This window comes from Cryobacterium sp. MDB2-A-1, from assembly GCF_004402675.1.
Classification (GTDB): domain Bacteria; phylum Actinomycetota; class Actinomycetes; order Actinomycetales; family Microbacteriaceae; genus Cryobacterium; species Cryobacterium glucosi.
Genome location: NZ_SOFK01000016.1, coordinates 56,654 through 71,450 on the forward strand (window position 1 = coordinate 56,654; position 14,797 = coordinate 71,450).

At 69.4% G+C, this 14,797-nt stretch carries 12 protein-coding genes; 8 read left to right on the forward strand and 4 right to left on the reverse strand.

What is annotated here, in order from left to right:
* The first annotated feature begins 11 nt into the window (after positions 1–11).
* Together E3O39_RS03580 and E3O39_RS03585 are read left to right on the forward strand one after the other, a co-directional pair.
* Entirely contained in the window at positions 12–2,540 is a 2,529-nt protein-coding gene (locus tag E3O39_RS03580; protein ID WP_241984962.1) for a glycoside hydrolase family 65 protein, read from the forward strand.
* Between the two features lie 42 nt (positions 2,541–2,582).
* Positions 2,583–3,227 carry a DUF2510 domain-containing protein gene (locus E3O39_RS03585; RefSeq protein WP_134445896.1) on the forward strand — a complete coding sequence of 215 codons (645 nt, stop codon included), beginning with the start codon at positions 2,583–2,585 and terminating at the stop codon, positions 3,225–3,227.
* A 31-nt stretch (positions 3,228–3,258) separates the two neighbouring features.
* Here the strand turns inward: E3O39_RS03585 and E3O39_RS03590 are convergent, their stop codons facing one another.
* Complete coding sequence (locus tag E3O39_RS03590) at positions 3,259–3,981, reverse strand: hypothetical protein (RefSeq protein ID WP_134445897.1); 723 nt, start codon at positions 3,979–3,981, stop codon at positions 3,259–3,261.
* Between the two features lie 59 nt (positions 3,982–4,040).
* Here E3O39_RS03590 and E3O39_RS03595 point away from each other — a divergent pair, with 59 nt between their 5' ends.
* Positions 4,041–6,191 carry a RecQ family ATP-dependent DNA helicase gene (locus tag E3O39_RS03595; protein WP_134445898.1) on the forward strand — a complete coding sequence of 717 codons (2,151 nt, stop codon included), beginning with the start codon at positions 4,041–4,043 and terminating at the stop codon, positions 6,189–6,191.
* Positions 6,192–6,279: 88 nt separating this feature from the next.
* Positions 6,280–8,406: an acyltransferase family protein gene (locus tag E3O39_RS03600; RefSeq protein WP_241984963.1), complete on the forward strand. Its 2,127-nt coding sequence runs from the start codon at positions 6,280–6,282 to the stop codon at positions 8,404–8,406.
* A gap of 20 nt (positions 8,407–8,426) precedes the next feature.
* Here the strand turns inward: E3O39_RS03600 and E3O39_RS03605 are convergent, their stop codons facing one another.
* Together E3O39_RS03605 and E3O39_RS03610 are read right to left on the reverse strand one after the other, a co-directional pair.
* Entirely contained in the window at positions 8,427–10,010 is a 1,584-nt protein-coding gene (locus tag E3O39_RS03605) for an ABC-F family ATP-binding cassette domain-containing protein (protein ID WP_134445900.1), read from the reverse strand.
* A 100-nt stretch (positions 10,011–10,110) separates the two neighbouring features.
* On the reverse strand, positions 10,111–10,980 hold the full coding sequence (locus E3O39_RS03610; protein WP_134445901.1) for a hypothetical protein: 870 nt from the start codon (positions 10,978–10,980) through the stop codon (positions 10,111–10,113).
* Between the two features lie 304 nt (positions 10,981–11,284).
* On the opposite strand from E3O39_RS03610, the gene E3O39_RS03615 reads away from it, so the two are divergent.
* The 4 genes from E3O39_RS03615 to E3O39_RS03630 are packed head-to-tail and all read left to right on the forward strand — an operon-like array spanning position 11,285 to position 14,459.
* Positions 11,285–12,112, forward strand: coding sequence for an amino acid ABC transporter substrate-binding protein (locus E3O39_RS03615; protein WP_134445902.1), 828 nt, complete (start codon positions 11,285–11,287; stop codon positions 12,110–12,112).
* 7 nt (positions 12,113–12,119) lie between these two features.
* Positions 12,120–12,788: an amino acid ABC transporter permease gene (locus E3O39_RS03620; protein ID WP_134445903.1), complete on the forward strand. Its 669-nt coding sequence runs from the start codon at positions 12,120–12,122 to the stop codon at positions 12,786–12,788.
* Positions 12,775–13,668 carry an amino acid ABC transporter ATP-binding protein gene (locus tag E3O39_RS03625; RefSeq protein ID WP_134445904.1) on the forward strand — a complete coding sequence of 298 codons (894 nt, stop codon included), beginning with the start codon at positions 12,775–12,777 and terminating at the stop codon, positions 13,666–13,668. The genes E3O39_RS03620 and E3O39_RS03625 overlap by 14 nt, the downstream gene beginning before the upstream one ends.
* Before the next feature lie 53 nt (positions 13,669–13,721).
* On the forward strand, positions 13,722–14,459 hold the full coding sequence (locus E3O39_RS03630; protein ID WP_134445905.1) for a Pr6Pr family membrane protein: 738 nt from the start codon (positions 13,722–13,724) through the stop codon (positions 14,457–14,459).
* On the opposite strand, the gene E3O39_RS03635 is transcribed toward E3O39_RS03630, so the two are convergent.
* Entirely contained in the window at positions 14,365–14,733 is a 369-nt protein-coding gene (locus E3O39_RS03635; protein WP_134445906.1) for a DUF2834 domain-containing protein, read from the reverse strand. The genes E3O39_RS03630 and E3O39_RS03635 overlap by 95 nt on opposite strands.
* Positions 14,734–14,797: the final 64 nt, after the last annotated feature.

Below are 14,797 nucleotides of genomic sequence, written 5' to 3' on the forward strand. Positions count from 1 at the left end.
AAGGGTGCGCCATGGTCCCGACCGTCCGGCCGAGCAACACCGCCGAAGCGAGCACCGTTCCGAGGCGCCCGCCGAGCACCGTCGCGGATGCCGTCGCGGGCGGCGACGCGGCTGCCGACGCCTGGGTGCTGCGCTTCGAGGGCTTCGACCCGGCCACCGAGGGCGTCCGCGAAGCACTCTGCGCCCTCGGCAACGGATACTGGGGCACCCGGGGCGCTGCCCCAGAGGCTTCGGCGGATGCCGTGCACTACCCGGGCACCTACCTCGCCGGCGTCTACAACCCGGTTCACACCGAGCTCGGCAACCATTCCCGCGACGATGAGCACATGGTCAACGCCCCCAATTGGCTCGCCCTGTCGTTCCGCATCGGCACCGCGGACTGGTTCCGGCCAGAGGATCCCGGAGTCCTGGACTACCGGCAGGAACTCGACCTCAGGCGCGGCCTGCTGACCAGGGTCATCCGCTTTCGGGACGCCGACCGGCACACGACAACGGTCACCTCGCGGCGTTTCGTGTCCCAGTCCGACCCGCACGTCGCCGTGCTCGAGACGACCTTTGAGGCTGAGGGCTGGTCCGGCCCTGTGACGGTGCGCTCGGCCGTCGACGGCCGCGTCGCGAACCGCAATGTGGCGGCCGATGCCGCGCTCACGAACAGGCACCTGATGCCACGTGCCCGCACCGAGGTCGATGACCGCACCGTGCTGCTCGAAATGGAAACCACCGTCTCGGGCGTGCACATAGCGATGGCCGCGCGCACCCGGGTCTTCGAGGCCGACCCTGCGGGCGCGGATCGGCCAGGCCCACCCCGGGAGATCACGTTGGCCCGACGATTCCTGAGCGAACCCGGCTCCGTCGCGCACGAGTTCGAGCTGCACCTCGAGCCTGGACGCCCGGTCCGGGTGGAGAAGACCGTCATCGTCGGCACGTCGAGGGACCGTGCCGTCGTGTCGGCGCCCTTCGCCGTGACCGCGTGGATGCGCCGGGTTGCCGACCCGGCGGACCTTCTCATCGCGCACGAACGTGAATGGCGCGGGCTCTGGGACGAGTTCGCGGTGAACCTCGACGACAACGAGCACCAGTCCCTCGCGCTCAACCTCAACACCTTCCACGTCTTGCAGACCCTCGCCGGCGTCGACGCCGACCTCGACGCAGGCGTCCCCGCCCGTGGGCTCACCGGGGAGGGCTACCGGGGGCACGTGTTCTGGGACGAAGTCTTCGTCTACCCGGTACTCACCCTGCGCCGCCCCGACCTGAGCCGGGCGCTCATCGGCTACCGGTACCGGCGCCTCGCCGAGGCCAGGGCGGCCGCGACGGCCGCCGGCCTCGAGGGCGCGATGTTCCCCTGGCAGAGCGGCATCGACGGGCGGGAGGTGACCCCGGCCGAACTGTTCAACCCGCGCACCGGCGAGTGGATGCCCGATCATTCCCACAACCAGCGCCACGTCGGGCTGGCCGTCGCGTACAGCGTGTGGACGTACTACCAGGCAACAGGGGACGTCGACTTCCTCATCCACCAGGGTGCCGAACTGCTGCTGGAGGTCGCCCGGTTCTTCGCGGCCCTGGCCACGTACGACGAGAGCGCCGACCGTTTCGACATCACCGGCGTCATGGGACCGGACGAATTCCACGATGGAGCCCCCGGAGCGCCGGGAACGGGGCTGCGCAACAACACCTATACCAACGTGATGACCGCCTGGCTGATGGCGCGGGCCGTCGACATGGTCGCCGTGCTGAACGGGCGCAGCTGCCGGCCGCTCTGGAACCGGCTCGGCCTGCGCCCGGGCGAGGTCGACCGCTGGCGGCACATCGGCAGCCGGCTCCGGCTGTCGTTCCTGGCTGGAGGGGTGCCCAGCCAGTTCGACGGATACGAGGCGCTCCCCGAGTTCGACTGGGCGGGGTATCGCGCCCGCTACGGCGACCTCGGCCGGCTCGACCTGATCCTCAACGCGGAGGGCGACAGCACGAACAACTACCGGGTGTCCAAGCAGGCCGACGTGCTGATGCTGCTCTACCTGTTCTCGGCCGAGGAACTGCGGAGGCTGCTGCACGGGCTGGGGTACCCGCTGCCGCCGGAGGCCGTCGTCGCCACGGTGGACTTCTACGGGTCCCGGTCCACGCACGGGTCGACCCTGAGCAACGTCGTGCATTCCTGGGTGGAGGCCCGTCGCGACCGGGAGCGCTCCTGGCAGTTCCTGACCAGGGCCCTGGACAGCGACCTCGCCGACATCCAGGGCGGCACCACCCACGAGGGCATCCACCTCGGCGCGATGGCGGGGTCCGTGGACATGATGGTGCGGTGTTACAGCGGCCTCGAGATCCGCGACGACATCCTCTGGCTCCACCCCGTACTCCCCGCGGAGCTCGGTGCGTTCTCGTTCAGCATCAACTACCGGGACCACCCGATCCGGCTCGAGCTCACGTCGACGAACCTGCGCGTGACACTCAGCGCCGGCGGTGCCCCGCCGATCCGGGTACGGGTGGAGGGCCAGGACGCCTGGCTCGCCCCGGGCCAGGTCCGCGATTTCCCCCTGGTCCCGTAGCGGAGGCCCTAGACTGACCGCAATCGACTAGGTGGGGGCACAATGACCGACGGATCAGGCAATTACATTCCGATGCCCGCGGCGGCTCCCGCGGCGGCTCCCGCGGCGGGCTGGTATCCGGACCCCGCAGGCTCCCCTCGCCAGCGCTGGTGGAACGGCGCGGCCTGGACCATGGACCTGCACTATCCCGAGCCTCCCGTCTACGGGCGCCTCGCTCCGACCAGGGTCCTCTCACCGGACACGCCCGTCTACACCGCGGCCATCTGGATCATCACGCTGCTGCCGCTCCTGTCGCTCATCAACGTGGCGTCGACCGACCTCACCGCGGACTTCAACCGGGGGCTGTCGGAGGGCTCCACCGGCACGACGACGTCGGCGACGGATGTCCTCAGCCAGCTCCTCAGCATCGCCGTCTACGCGGCGTCGGTCACCCTCGCCTACTTCGACCGGCGCCGGCTGCTCGCCGACGGGTTCACCCGCCCGTTCCACTGGGCCTGGACCTTCCTCTCCTCCGGTATCTACGTGATCGGCCGCTCGATCGTCGTGCGTAACCAGGCGGGCCGCGGCCTGACCCCGATCTGGGTCTGGACCGGCATCGTCGTCGTCACGACGCTGGTCACCTTCGCCAAGTTCGCCGCCCTCGTGCCGCTCTTCCTCACGACGATCGGGTCGGGCATCGTGGCCTGAGCGGCAGCCGGCGAGCGCGTGTGTTCCGCGGCTAGACCTCGCTCTGCAGGGCCGCGCGGGCGAAGGCGGCCCCGCCCGGGGTGATCGTCCAGTTCAGGTAGTCGCGGGGCTTCCGTTCGAAGACGCCGAGGTGGTTGAAGAGGCGCCACTTGGGGAGCACGACCTGGAACGCGGCATCCGCGGAAAGGCGCTCGCCGTTCTTCTGCCCCCAGCCGATGGTCTCGAGACCGAGCGCGAGCGCCTGCTTGAACAGGGCGGCCTCGGTGAAACCCCGCCGGGCGATGAGCACCAGGAGGAGGCTCGTCGCGTCCGCCTCGACGGGCGAGCGGCTCGTGCGAATGGTGCGCGCGAGGTGCCACCAGAGTTCACGCGGGTTTTCGGCGAGTGCCCGACCCCTGCTCGTGAGCATGAGGCGACCCTTGCTCACCCGCAGCAGCCCGACCCGACGGAGGTGGTCACGCAGCTCCTGCAACGGAAGCATGTGCACCTCACGGTTGACCGTCACTGGCCAGCCCCAGTCGAGCTCCGTCGTCGCCGCGAGCACATCGACCGGCGGCAGGTAGCCGGCATCGGTGAGGCGGATGCCGTCGGCACCCACCCGGCGCAGGATCCATTGCACGTGTCCCACCATCCGCTGCATCGCCCGCTCGGGCAGCAGAATCGTGTCCCTCACGCGGGCCTCGGCGAGCATGAGCCGGAAGCCGGCGATCGCGTCGGGGTGCATGCGGGATTCGAGTTCCTGGGTGACCTTCACGTTGCGAGCCTACCGAGCGTCCCCGCAGAACTGTCAGCGGCACCTGCGAAGCTGGGACGATGACCGACACCCGGACCGATACCCGCGCATCCGCCCGTGAGATTCTCCGCACCCTGGTCGGGCGCGACGACGCCGACTTCCACGAGGGGCAGTTCGAGGCCATCTCCACCCTCGTCGACGACCGCCGCCGCGCGCTCGTCGTGCAGCGCACCGGCTGGGGAAAGTCCGCGGTGTACTTCGTCGCGACCCTGCTGCTGCGCCGCCAGGGCGCAGGCCCCACCATCCTCGTCTCGCCGCTGCTCGCCCTCATGCGGGACCAGGTCGCCGCGGCGGCGCGCGCCGGCGTGCGTGCCGTGTCGATCAACTCCTCGAACGCGCACGAGTGGGCCGGGGTGCTCGAACAGCTGCGGAGGGATGAGGTCGACGTGCTTCTGGTCTCCCCCGAGCGGCTGAACAACCCCTCCTTCCGCGACGAGCAGCTGCCCGCGCTCATCAGTCGCGTCGGCCTGCTCGTCGTCGACGAAGCGCACTGCATCTCCGACTGGGGCCACGACTTCCGTCCGGACTACCGGCGGCTGCGCGACCTCATCGCGACGATGCCGGCCGGGGTGCCGGTCCTCGCGACGACCGCAACGGCGAACAGCCGCGTCGTGACGGACGTCGCGGAACAGCTCGCACCCGCGGCGCCGGCAACAGGCCAGGCAGCGGGGCCCGGCGTCGTCACCATCCGCGGGCCGCTCGCCCGAGCCTCCCTGCGGCTCGGCGTGCTTCGGCTGCCCGACTCGCGAGCCCGGCTCGCCTGGCTGCTCAGCCACATCGACGAGCTGCCCGGCAGCGGCATCATCTACACCCTCACCGTCTCAGCGGCCGAGGACACCGCGCGCCTGTTGCGCGAGGCCGGCCATGCCGTGCGCGCGTACACCGGCCAGACCGACACCGCGGAACGCGAGGAGTCTGAGGGGATGCTCAAGCGCAACGAGGTCAAGGCCCTCGTCGCCACAAGTGCCCTCGGCATGGGCTTCGACAAGCCGGACCTCGGCTTCGTGCTGCACCTGGGCGCCCCCTCCTCCCCCGTCGCGTACTACCAGCAGGTCGGTCGCGCGGGGCGCGCGACCGAGAACGCCGACGTGCTCCTGCTCCCCGGTATCGAGGACGAGGCGATCTGGCAGTACTTCGCGACCTCGTCGATGCCGAGCGAGCATAAGGCTGAGGCCGTGCTCGGCGCCCTCGGCGACGCGGGTGGTCGCCCTCTCTCGACGCCGGCGCTCGAGGCGCGCGTCGACCTCAAGCGGTCCCCCCTCGAACTGCTGCTCAAGGTCCTCGACGTCGACGGCGCCGTGCGCAGGGTCACCGGCGGCTGGGTGTCGACCGGGCAGCCCTGGGTCTACGACCAGGTGCGCTACGAGCGCATCGCGGCCGCCCGGCTCGCCGAACAGCAGTCGATGATCGACTACGAACGCACGACCGGCTGCCGGATGGAGTTCCTGCAGCGCGCCCTCGACGACGACACCGCGGTGCCCTGCGGCCGGTGCGACACCTGCACGACCGCGTGGTATCCGTCCGACGTCGCCGTGGCGGCGGCCTCGGCAGCCGCCGCCTCGCTCGACCGGGTCGGCGTGGAACTCGAACCCCGCGCCCAGTGGCCGACCGGGGTCGCGAGCCTCGGGGTCGACGTGCGCGGCAACATCCCGGTTGGCGAGCGTCTCGCCCCGGGCCGCGCCCTCGCCCGGCTCACCGACCTCGGCTGGGGCGGACCCCTCCGTGACCTCTTCGCCGTCCAGGCGGCGGATGCCACTGCGACCGCCGCGATGACAAGCGCCTGCGTACGGGTGCTCGCCGACTGGAACTGGGACGAACGACCGGCCGCGGTGATCAGCATGCCGTCGCGGCGGCATCCGCTTCTCGTCGCCTCGGTCGCCCGCGCCCTGTCGGAGGCCGGGCGCCTGCCCTGGCTCGGCTCCCTGGACCTCGTCGGCGGCGGGCCCGAAGGCGGCAGCGGCGGGAACAGCGCCTATCGCCTCGCCGCGGTGTGGAACCGTTTCGAGGTCGGGCCCGAACTCGCCGCGTCCCTGGCGCCCTTCGCCGGCAAGCCGGTCCTGCTGATCGACGACCTCGCCGACAGCCGGTGGACCCTCACCGTCGCCGGGCGGCTGCTGCGCCGGGCGGGCACCTCTGCGGTGCTCCCGTTCGCCCTGGCGCTGCGTTCCTGAGTCCGCGCGCGTTCCGGGAGCCGCGCACGCATCCGCGATGACACATCCTTCCGGTAAACTCCCCGGGCATTCAGAACCAGGGAGACCCGTGACATCGACACTCAAGACCGAGCGACCTGCTCCGGCGCCGCCACGCGAAACCACCGTGCGCCGGGATATCCAGGGGCTGCGGGCCGTCGCCATCGTCGCGGTCGTGCTCAACCACGTGATCATGTGGCCGACCGGCGGTTTCATCGGCGTGGACATCTTCTTCGTCATCTCGGGATTCCTGATCACCGGGATCCTGCTCCGCGACCATGAGACGACGGGCACGATTTCGCTCCGGCGTTTCTACGCCAGGCGCATCCGGCGGATCGCTCCGGCCGCGGTGACCGTACTGGTCGCCACGGCGGTCCTCGCCCACTTCCTGTTCAACACCACGCGGGCGCTCTCCACGCTCTGGGATGCCGCCTGGGCCTTCGTCTTCGCGGCGAACTGGCACTTCACGGCCATCGGCACGGACTACTTCCATGCGACCGACCCGGCCTCGCCGCTGCAGCCGTACTGGTCGCTCTCGGTCGAGGAGCAGTTCTATCTCGTCTGGCCGATCGTGGTGCTCCTCGTGCTCACCGTGGGCGCGAAGCGCCTGCGGAGCGCCCGCCGCGGCAGGGTGGTCCTCGGCCTGGTGATGGTCGTCGTCATTGTCGTGTCTTTTTGTCATGCCCTCGGTGAGAGCGCGACCACGCCGTCCGCCGCCTACCTGTCCACGTTCTCCCGGGTGTGGGAGCTCGGCGTCGGCGCCCTGCTCGCCGCGGCCGCCCCGGTCTTCCACCGGATCCCCGTCGCCCTGCGCGGGCTCCTCGGCTGGGCTGGACTGCTCGGGATCCTGGCCGGCTTCTTCCTGATCGACGACACCCTCGCCTTTCCAGGGCCCTGGGCAGCCGTCCCCGTCGCCGCGACCGCCCTCGTGATCATCGGCGGCATCACCGGCCCGCAGCACTACCTGTTCCCGCTCACGAACCCGCTCAGCGTCTGGATCGGCGACCTCTCGTACTCGCTGTACCTCTGGCACTTTCCGGTGATGGTGTTCCTGCTGATGGCCGACCCCACGCTCAGCGTCCAGGTCATCCTCGGCATGATCCTCGCGCTCTCGATCGTGTCGTACTACCTCATCGAGCAGCCACTGCACAGGTCACCGTGGCTGCACCGGTTCGGCGACTCAGCGGAATCCAGGCGCCTCGCCTGGCGCACCTGGCGGGAGAAGTTCGGCTCCCAGTTCATTCTTGCCGGGCTGAGCCTGTTCGTGATCGCGACCGTGATCGGTGTCAGCGCCCAGGTCACCCTGCACGGCACGAGTTCCCCGGCAGCACCCATCGCGGCGCCCGGCCCGGTGGAGGACCCGACAGCCCAGCTGCAGGCGGATCTCGGCGCGGCCGCCTCGTCGACCGAGTGGCCGGGGAACCTCTCCCCCACCCTCGACGACGCGATCGCGACGACGTCGAAGAACAACCCGGCCAGGGGCTGCTTCGATGTCGGAAGCACGCCGAGCTTCGACGGCTGCACCTGGGGCAGTTCGGACGCCCCGAATCACATGTACCTCGTGGGCGACTCGACGGCCCTTGCCTATGCCCCCGCGTTCAAGGCGATCGCGGAGGGCAGTAACGGGCAGTGGAAGATCACCACGATCGGCCTGTACGGCTGCCGGTTCACGGCCGTGCCCGTGCAGAACGACGGCGCCGGCGTGATGGATGCCTGCCCCCAGCGCAAACAGGACGTCGCCCAGCGCATCGTGGCCGACAACCCGCGGCTCGTCGTGATTTCGAACGCGTACGCCCTCGGCAAGACGCCCGACCGGACCGCCCTCTCCGCGGAGACCCTCGTCGCGTCGACGGCCGCGGAGGCGGCCGTGTACAACGCCGCCGGCCGGATCGTTTACCTCGCACCGCCGCCCCTCGGGGCCAGCCTCGGCCAGTGCTATTCGCCGGTGTCGAGCCCGCAGAACTGCAACACGGGCATCGACCAGGCCTGGCAGGACTTCGCGGCGGCGACCAGCGCGTTGAACGGATCCGGCAGCTTCTTCGTGTCCTCGCTGCCGTTCAGCTGTTACAACGGGGCCTGCCCGGCGTTCGCGGGCACGATTCCGACCAAGTACGACACCGTGCACATGACTCCTGCGTATTCGACCCACATCGCCCCGGCCATCCGCTTCGCCCTCGGGGCGCTCGGCCTGATGTAAGCGGGTCGTTTCCGGCGGGGTCAGGCGACCCTGACCTCGATCTCGCCAGGCTCCGCGGCCTCGCTGCCGAAGACCAGGAACCGGTTGGCGATCTTGTCGGTGAAGAACCGGTCATGGCTGACCACGACGACAGCGCCGGGGAAGTGCACGAGGGCCCGCTCCATCACCTGGGTGCTCGACAGGTCGAGGTGGTTGGTCGGTTCGTCGAGCAGAAGCACCGAAGCCCCGGAGAGCAGGCACTGCGCCATGGCGACGCGCGCCTTCTGCCCGCCGGACAGGTTGCCGATCGTCTGCTTGAGGTCGGCTTCTGAGAACTGGAACATCGCGAGGAAGCGGTTCACCGACTTGCGGGTCGCGGTGAACGCGAGGCTGCCGGGCATGGCGTTCACCGCGTGCGTGACGGTGTCCTTCTCGTCGAGCTCGGCGAGGACCTGGTTGTAGGAGACCGGCGCGATGCCGCCCGCCCAGGTCACGGACCCGGAGTCGGCCTTCTCCTCGCCGTCGAGAACCCGCAGCAGGGTCGTCTTGCCGCTGCCGTTGGCGCCGAGCACCACGATCCTGTTCCCGCGCCGGACCTCGAAGCTCAGGTCGGAGAACAGGGCCTTGTCGCCATAGGACTTGCTGAGGCCCTCGACCCGGCAGAGCACGTCCTTCACGTGCAGGCCACGATAGATCTCCGTGATGATCTGGTCGACCGGGCGCGGCGCCCTCGCCTTCTTGATCTGCGCCAGCTGGCCGTCGAGGGTGCGGCTCGCCGCCTTCGCCGCCTCCCTGCGGTCGGAGATCCCCTCGGACTCGAACGCGAGGAGCTCGGACTCGTGCACGAACTGCTGCTCGAGCGTCTTGAGCCGGAACTGCTTCTGGATGACGTATTCGCCGAAGTTGCCGGGGTACTCGTGCAGGTGGAAGTTCTCGACCTCGATGATCCGGGTGACGACGGCGTCCAGGAATTTCCGGTCGTGCGAGACGATGATCGCCGCACCGTGGAAGTCCCGGAACCAGGCCTCGAGCCATTCGACGCCGGCGACGTCGAGGTAGTTGGTGGGCTCGTCGAGGAGCAGGACGTCGGGGTCCTCGAGCAGGATCTTGGCAAGCGCCGCCCGGTTGCGCCAGCCGCCGGAGAGCTCGTCGATCGCGCAGACGCGGTGGGCCTCGTTGAAACCGAGGGTGCTGAGTGCCGTGTCGATCCGGCGCGGGTAATCCCAGCCGCCGAGCCGGTCCATGTCCTCGAACAGTTCGGCCTGGCGGTGCAGGAGGGCATCGAAGTCCGTGGCCACGGCGATGGCCGCGTCGATCGACGCGAGTTCGGCTTCGATGGCCTTGATCGGAGCGAAGAGGCCGTGCAGGACCTCGGTGATGGTGGAGGAGCCGTCCAGTTCGGAGAACTGCGAGAAGTACCCGATCGAGACACCGCTCTCGAGCGTGACGGTGCCGGAGTCCGGTGCCACCTGGTCGAGGATGAGCTTGAGGATCGTGGTCTTTCCCGACCCGTTCTTGCCGATCAGGCCGACCCGGTCGCCCGGCTCCAGCCGGAAGAAGGCGTCGCGCAGGATCTGCGTCTTCTCGAATCGAACACTGACATCATTCAGCCTGATCAGGCTCATTACTGCTGTCCTCTCGAGGGACGCCCAGGGAATTCGGCGAGCGGAGCCCAGTCGAGTCTACAAAACCCCGGGCGCTTCAGACCCTCAGCGCTACCGAACCTCAGCGCAGCACGTCCATCCGGGCCGGGTCGTCGGGATCGTGCGGCACCTCGCTCCGGGCGGACAGCATCCCGAGACGCACGAGGTCGATGCCGAACAGGTCAGGCCGTCCATGCAGGCGGCGGCGCCAGGTGGTCGGCACCGCCTCGAGTCCCCACCGTCCCGCGAGCAGCGCGCCGGCGGCGGCCACGCTGGCGGGATCGGCACCGCTGTGCGCGGCAGCGGAGATGACCGGTTCGACGCGGGAAGCATCCACGGCGCCCGCGTCGCCGAGGATCGCCCACGCGCCCTGCAGAATCCAGCCGACCGGACCCACACGCTGCACGTCGACGGTGCGGCCCCGCCCGGCCGCGGCGAGGTGGGCCTCCCAGGCGGCACGCGCCTCTGCGGGCAGGGTCTCGAACCCGGCCCGGGGATCGAAACGCCCCTCGAGGACCGCCACGCGGAGTGACAGCGCGAAGAGGACGCCCGCGTCGCCGGCGCCCGGGTCGGCGTCGGGGCGTCCCGAGTCGGTCGGTGCGGTGCGGTTCAGCGCGGTGCCGCGCACGGACGACACCAACCGCGCGGCCTCGGCGAGCGCCACCGGGTCGTCGAGCAGGGCGAGGGCGACCGGGGCCGTCCGGAGCAGGCACCGCCCGGCCGCGAGCCCGGCCGCATCCGGATCGCCGACGTCGGGTTCCGCGGCCGGGCCGGGGTCTTCCCGCACCGCGGCCTCCCTGGGGTCGAGGCCGTCGGCCGTGAGCAGCGCGAGGTCCACGGCCGCGGCCGTCCGCTCGGACCACTCGAAGTCACCGCCGGACGCGAGGGCATCCCCGGCGGCGAGCCCCAGCAAAACAGCGCCGGACCGATCATGCTGTTCGGGTGTGAGCACGGCGACCTCCGTGGCAGGAGCAACGACATCGAATGCGCGCAGCATACGTCCCGGCGGCACGGCCGACAAGGCGGCAGCCCCCTCCCGTGGCGCGCATTCGCGATGGCCAAGAACGACCGGCGCGGGCGTCATCGTGCGTCACGGGAATAGTCGGGGAAGCCTGCACCTTGTTATTCTTCGGAAGTCCCCGGTGAACACACCCGGCCCGGAGACTCCCTCGCGTGAAGGACCGCCACCCTGGTCTTTCACCTTCCGAAGCGTCAAACCGGCGATTCGATTCCCTGCATTCGCGTTAGGCATTCCCATGAAGCTCACGTTCCGCTCCGCGCTCGTCGCGGGAGCCATCGTCACCCTCGCAGCACTGTCCCTCACCGCGTGCGCCACCGGCGGCACGGCCGGAAGCACGAGCGGCGCAACGACCGCCGACGATTCCCTCACCAAGGTGCAGAAGGCGGGAACACTCACGGTCGGGACAGAGGGAACATACCGCCCGTTCTCGTTCCACGAGAACGGCGCCGGAGACATCACCGGATACGACGTCGACGTGGTCAAGGCCGTCGCCGCCAAGCTCGGAGTCACCGCGACCTTCCAGGAGACCCAGTGGGACGGCATCTTCGCCGGGCTCGAGGCCGGCCGGTTCGACGCGATCGCCAACCAGGTCTCGATCACCCCTGAGCGCACCGCCAAGTACACATTCTCCACCCCGTACACGTACTCGACGGGCGTGATCGTCGTGAAGTCGGACAACACCTCGATCACCTCGTTCGAGAGCCTCTCCGGGAAGACCACCGCCCAGTCGCTCACGAGCAACTGGAACACTCTCGCTACCCAGAGCGGCGCCAACGTGCAGGCCGTCGAGGGCTGGGCGCAGTCCGTCGCCCTCGTCGAGCAGGGCCGGGTCGACGCCACGATCAACGACAACCTGACCTTCCTCGACTACAAGAAGAACAACGACGCTTCGGGGCTCAAGGTCGCCGCGACCACGACCGACAAGTCGGAGAGCGCCCTCGCGTTCGCCGGCGGCAGCACCGCCCTCGCAACCGCCGTCGACACCGCCCTCGCCGATCTTGCCGCGGACGGCACCCTGACCTCGATCTCGGAGAAGTACTTCGGGGCCGACGTCTCGAAGTAACCAGCAGATGACTCAGTCGAACTGGGACCTCGCCCTCAGCGCACTGGGTCCGATCCTGATGGGCGCCATCCAGGGCACGATTCCGCTCGCGCTCGTCTCCTTCGCGCTCGGTCTCGTGCTCGCGCTCGTCCTCGCGCTCATGAGGTTGTCCCGGCAGCGCTGGTTGTCCGCGATCGCCCGGGTGTTCATCTCGATCGTGCGGGGAACGCCGCTGCTCGTGCAGCTCTTCGTGATCTTCTACGGGCTTCCCTCGCTCGGGCTTCTGATCGACCCGTGGCCGAGCGCCGTGATCGCCTTCTCGATCAATGTCGGCGGGTATGCCGCAGAGGTCATCCGCGCCGCGATCCTCTCCGTGCCCCAGGGCCAGTGGGAGGCGGCCTGGATGGTCGGAATGTCCCGCCGCAAGGCACTGACCCGGATCATCCTGCCGCAGGCCGCCCGCGTCTCGGTCCCCCCGCTGTCGAACACGTTCATCAGCCTCGTCAAGGACACCTCCCTCGCCTCGCTGATCCTTGTCACCGAACTCTTCCGGCAGGCCCAGAAGGTCGCGGCGTTCAGCCAGGAATTCATGCTGCTCTACCTCGAGGCCGCGCTCGTGTACTGGGTGATCTGCCTCGTGCTCTCGACCGTGCAGGGCAGGCTCGAAAAGCGATTGGACCGTTATGTCGCCCATTGATACCCCGCTCGACCCGCCGACCGAGCCGCAGCACGGCGAAGGGACAGAGCCCGCGGCATCCGCCGCCCTGCTCACCGTTCGGGGGCTGCGCAAGAGCTTCGGCTCGACCAGCGTGCTCGAGTCCATCGACCTCACCGTCTCCCGGGGCCAGGTGCTCGCCCTGATCGGCCCCTCCGGCTCGGGGAAGACCACCATTCTGCGGTGCCTGAACGGGCTCGAAACCGCGGACGGGGGCACGATCACGATCACCGCCGAGGTCGCAGACGCCACGCAGGTCGCCGCCACGCCCGGGGACCCCTCACTCGCCGGAACCGCGATCACGGTCGACTTCGGCGCCGTCAAGGGCCCGAGCGACAAGAGCCTCGCGGCCCTCCGCGACCGGTCGGCGATGGTGTTCCAGAACTACAACCTGTTCCCGCACAAGACGGTGCTCGAGAACGTGCTCGAGGGTCCTGTCGTCGTGCAGCGCCGCCCGAAGGCGGAGGTCACCGCGGAGGCGCTCGCTCTCCTCGCCCGGGTGGGTCTGGCCGACAAGACGGATGCGTTTCCGTTCGAACTCTCCGGCGGTCAGCAGCAGCGGGTCGGGATCGTGCGGGCGCTCGCACTCCGCCCCCAGCTCCTGCTCTTCGATGAGCCGACGTCCTCGCTCGATCCTGAGTTGGTCGGGGACGTGTTGCGCCTGATCAAGGAACTCGCGATCGAGGGGTGGACCATGGTGATCGTCACCCACGAACTGGAGTTCGCCCGGGAGGTCGCGAGCGAGATCGCCTTCGTCGACGGCGGCACGATCGTCGAACACGGCGACCCCAGGCAGGTGCTCCGGAACCCGCGCGAGGAACGCACCCGGCAGTTCCTGCACCGCCTGCTCAACCCGTTCTGAACGCGCCCGCCCGGTCCGTCGATCCCGCCCGTCCGCACCGCTATCGTGATGCCATGGCAACAACAGCGGTGACCACGCAACGACGCGTCTTCGGGGTCTTCCGCCTCGCGATCGGGATGCTCCTCCTCGCGAGTGTGCTCACTCAAGTCGTCGACCAGGCTGTGCACGACGCCTTCGTGCCGACGGAATACTTCGGGTACTTCACGGTGCAGTCGAGCCTGGTCAACGCGGTCGTCCTGCTCTGGGGCGGTTCCCTCGCCCTCCGGTTCCGGGCAGACCCGGAGCTTTTCACCCGGATCAGGATGTCGGGGCTCTGCTACGCGATCGTGACCGCGGTCGTCTACAACGCACTGTTGCGCAACGTGGTGTCCGACGGTTTCACCGGGATCGCCTGGCCGAACGAGGTCCTGCACGTCTGGGCGCCGATCTTCATCCTGGTCGATTGGCTCCTCGCCCCTGGGCGGCCGGCCCTCGCCTGGAAGGCCCTGGGCTTCGCCCTCCTGTATCCGACCGTGTGGGTCGTCTACGCCGTGATCCGCGGCGCCGTCACCGGGTTCTACACCTACCCGTTCCTCGACCCGACCGGACCCGGCGGGTATGGGAGCGTCGCCGGGTACGTGCTCGGAATCGCCGTCGTCATCGCGGGCCTCGCTGCCGCGGCGATCTCCGTGAGCCGGGCGGGGCATGCGACAGGGGTCACGGCTTCGACAGCTGTTCTGGCGGAAGATCCGGCAGCATCCGTGTCGCCTCCAGCTGACGCTCGCGCATCGCGAGGAACAGCGGAAAGCTGAACGCGAAGGCGAGAACGAACGCGAGGACGACGTAGAGCCAGGCCCGTTTCATGCCGAGCCGGCGGGCTTCGACGATGATCAGGATACTGCCGGCCACGGCTGTCACAAGCAGGTCGACGGTGAGCGATGACACCGAGGGGCCGCTTCCGGTCCAGTCGCCGAGGTAGTCGCGCGCCTGGCTGATCGAGAGGATGTTGTACGTCCAGGTGCCGATCAGGCCGGCAATGCTCAAGCCGAGGTACACGAGGGCGAGCGGGGTCCAGTTCCGGGTCATGCCGACAGTATGCCGCCCCTTCCCGCTCCGTCCCGTCACGTCGACGCGTCCACCCACCTCGCGA

Bases quoted from the DNA above. Each gene is read 5' to 3' on its own strand.
- E3O39_RS03580 (WP_241984962.1), top strand. From the start codon at position 12: ATGGTCCCGACCGTCCGGCCGAGCAACACCGCCGAAGCGAGCACCGTT.
- E3O39_RS03585 (WP_134445896.1), top strand. From the start codon at position 2,583: ATGACCGACGGATCAGGCAATTACATTCCGATGCCCGCGGCGGCTCCC.
- E3O39_RS03595 (WP_134445898.1), top strand. From the start codon at position 4,041: ATGACCGACACCCGGACCGATACCCGCGCATCCGCCCGTGAGATTCTC.
- E3O39_RS03605 (WP_134445900.1), bottom strand. From the start codon at position 10,010: ATGAGCCTGATCAGGCTGAATGATGTCAGTGTTCGATTCGAGAAGACG.
- E3O39_RS03615 (WP_134445902.1), top strand. From the start codon at position 11,285: ATGAAGCTCACGTTCCGCTCCGCGCTCGTCGCGGGAGCCATCGTCACC.
- E3O39_RS03620 (WP_134445903.1), top strand. From the start codon at position 12,120: ATGACTCAGTCGAACTGGGACCTCGCCCTCAGCGCACTGGGTCCGATC.
- E3O39_RS03625 (WP_134445904.1), top strand. From the start codon at position 12,775: ATGTCGCCCATTGATACCCCGCTCGACCCGCCGACCGAGCCGCAGCAC.
- E3O39_RS03630 (WP_134445905.1), top strand. From the start codon at position 13,722: ATGGCAACAACAGCGGTGACCACGCAACGACGCGTCTTCGGGGTCTTC.
- E3O39_RS03635 (WP_134445906.1), bottom strand. From the start codon at position 14,733: ATGACCCGGAACTGGACCCCGCTCGCCCTCGTGTACCTCGGCTTGAGC.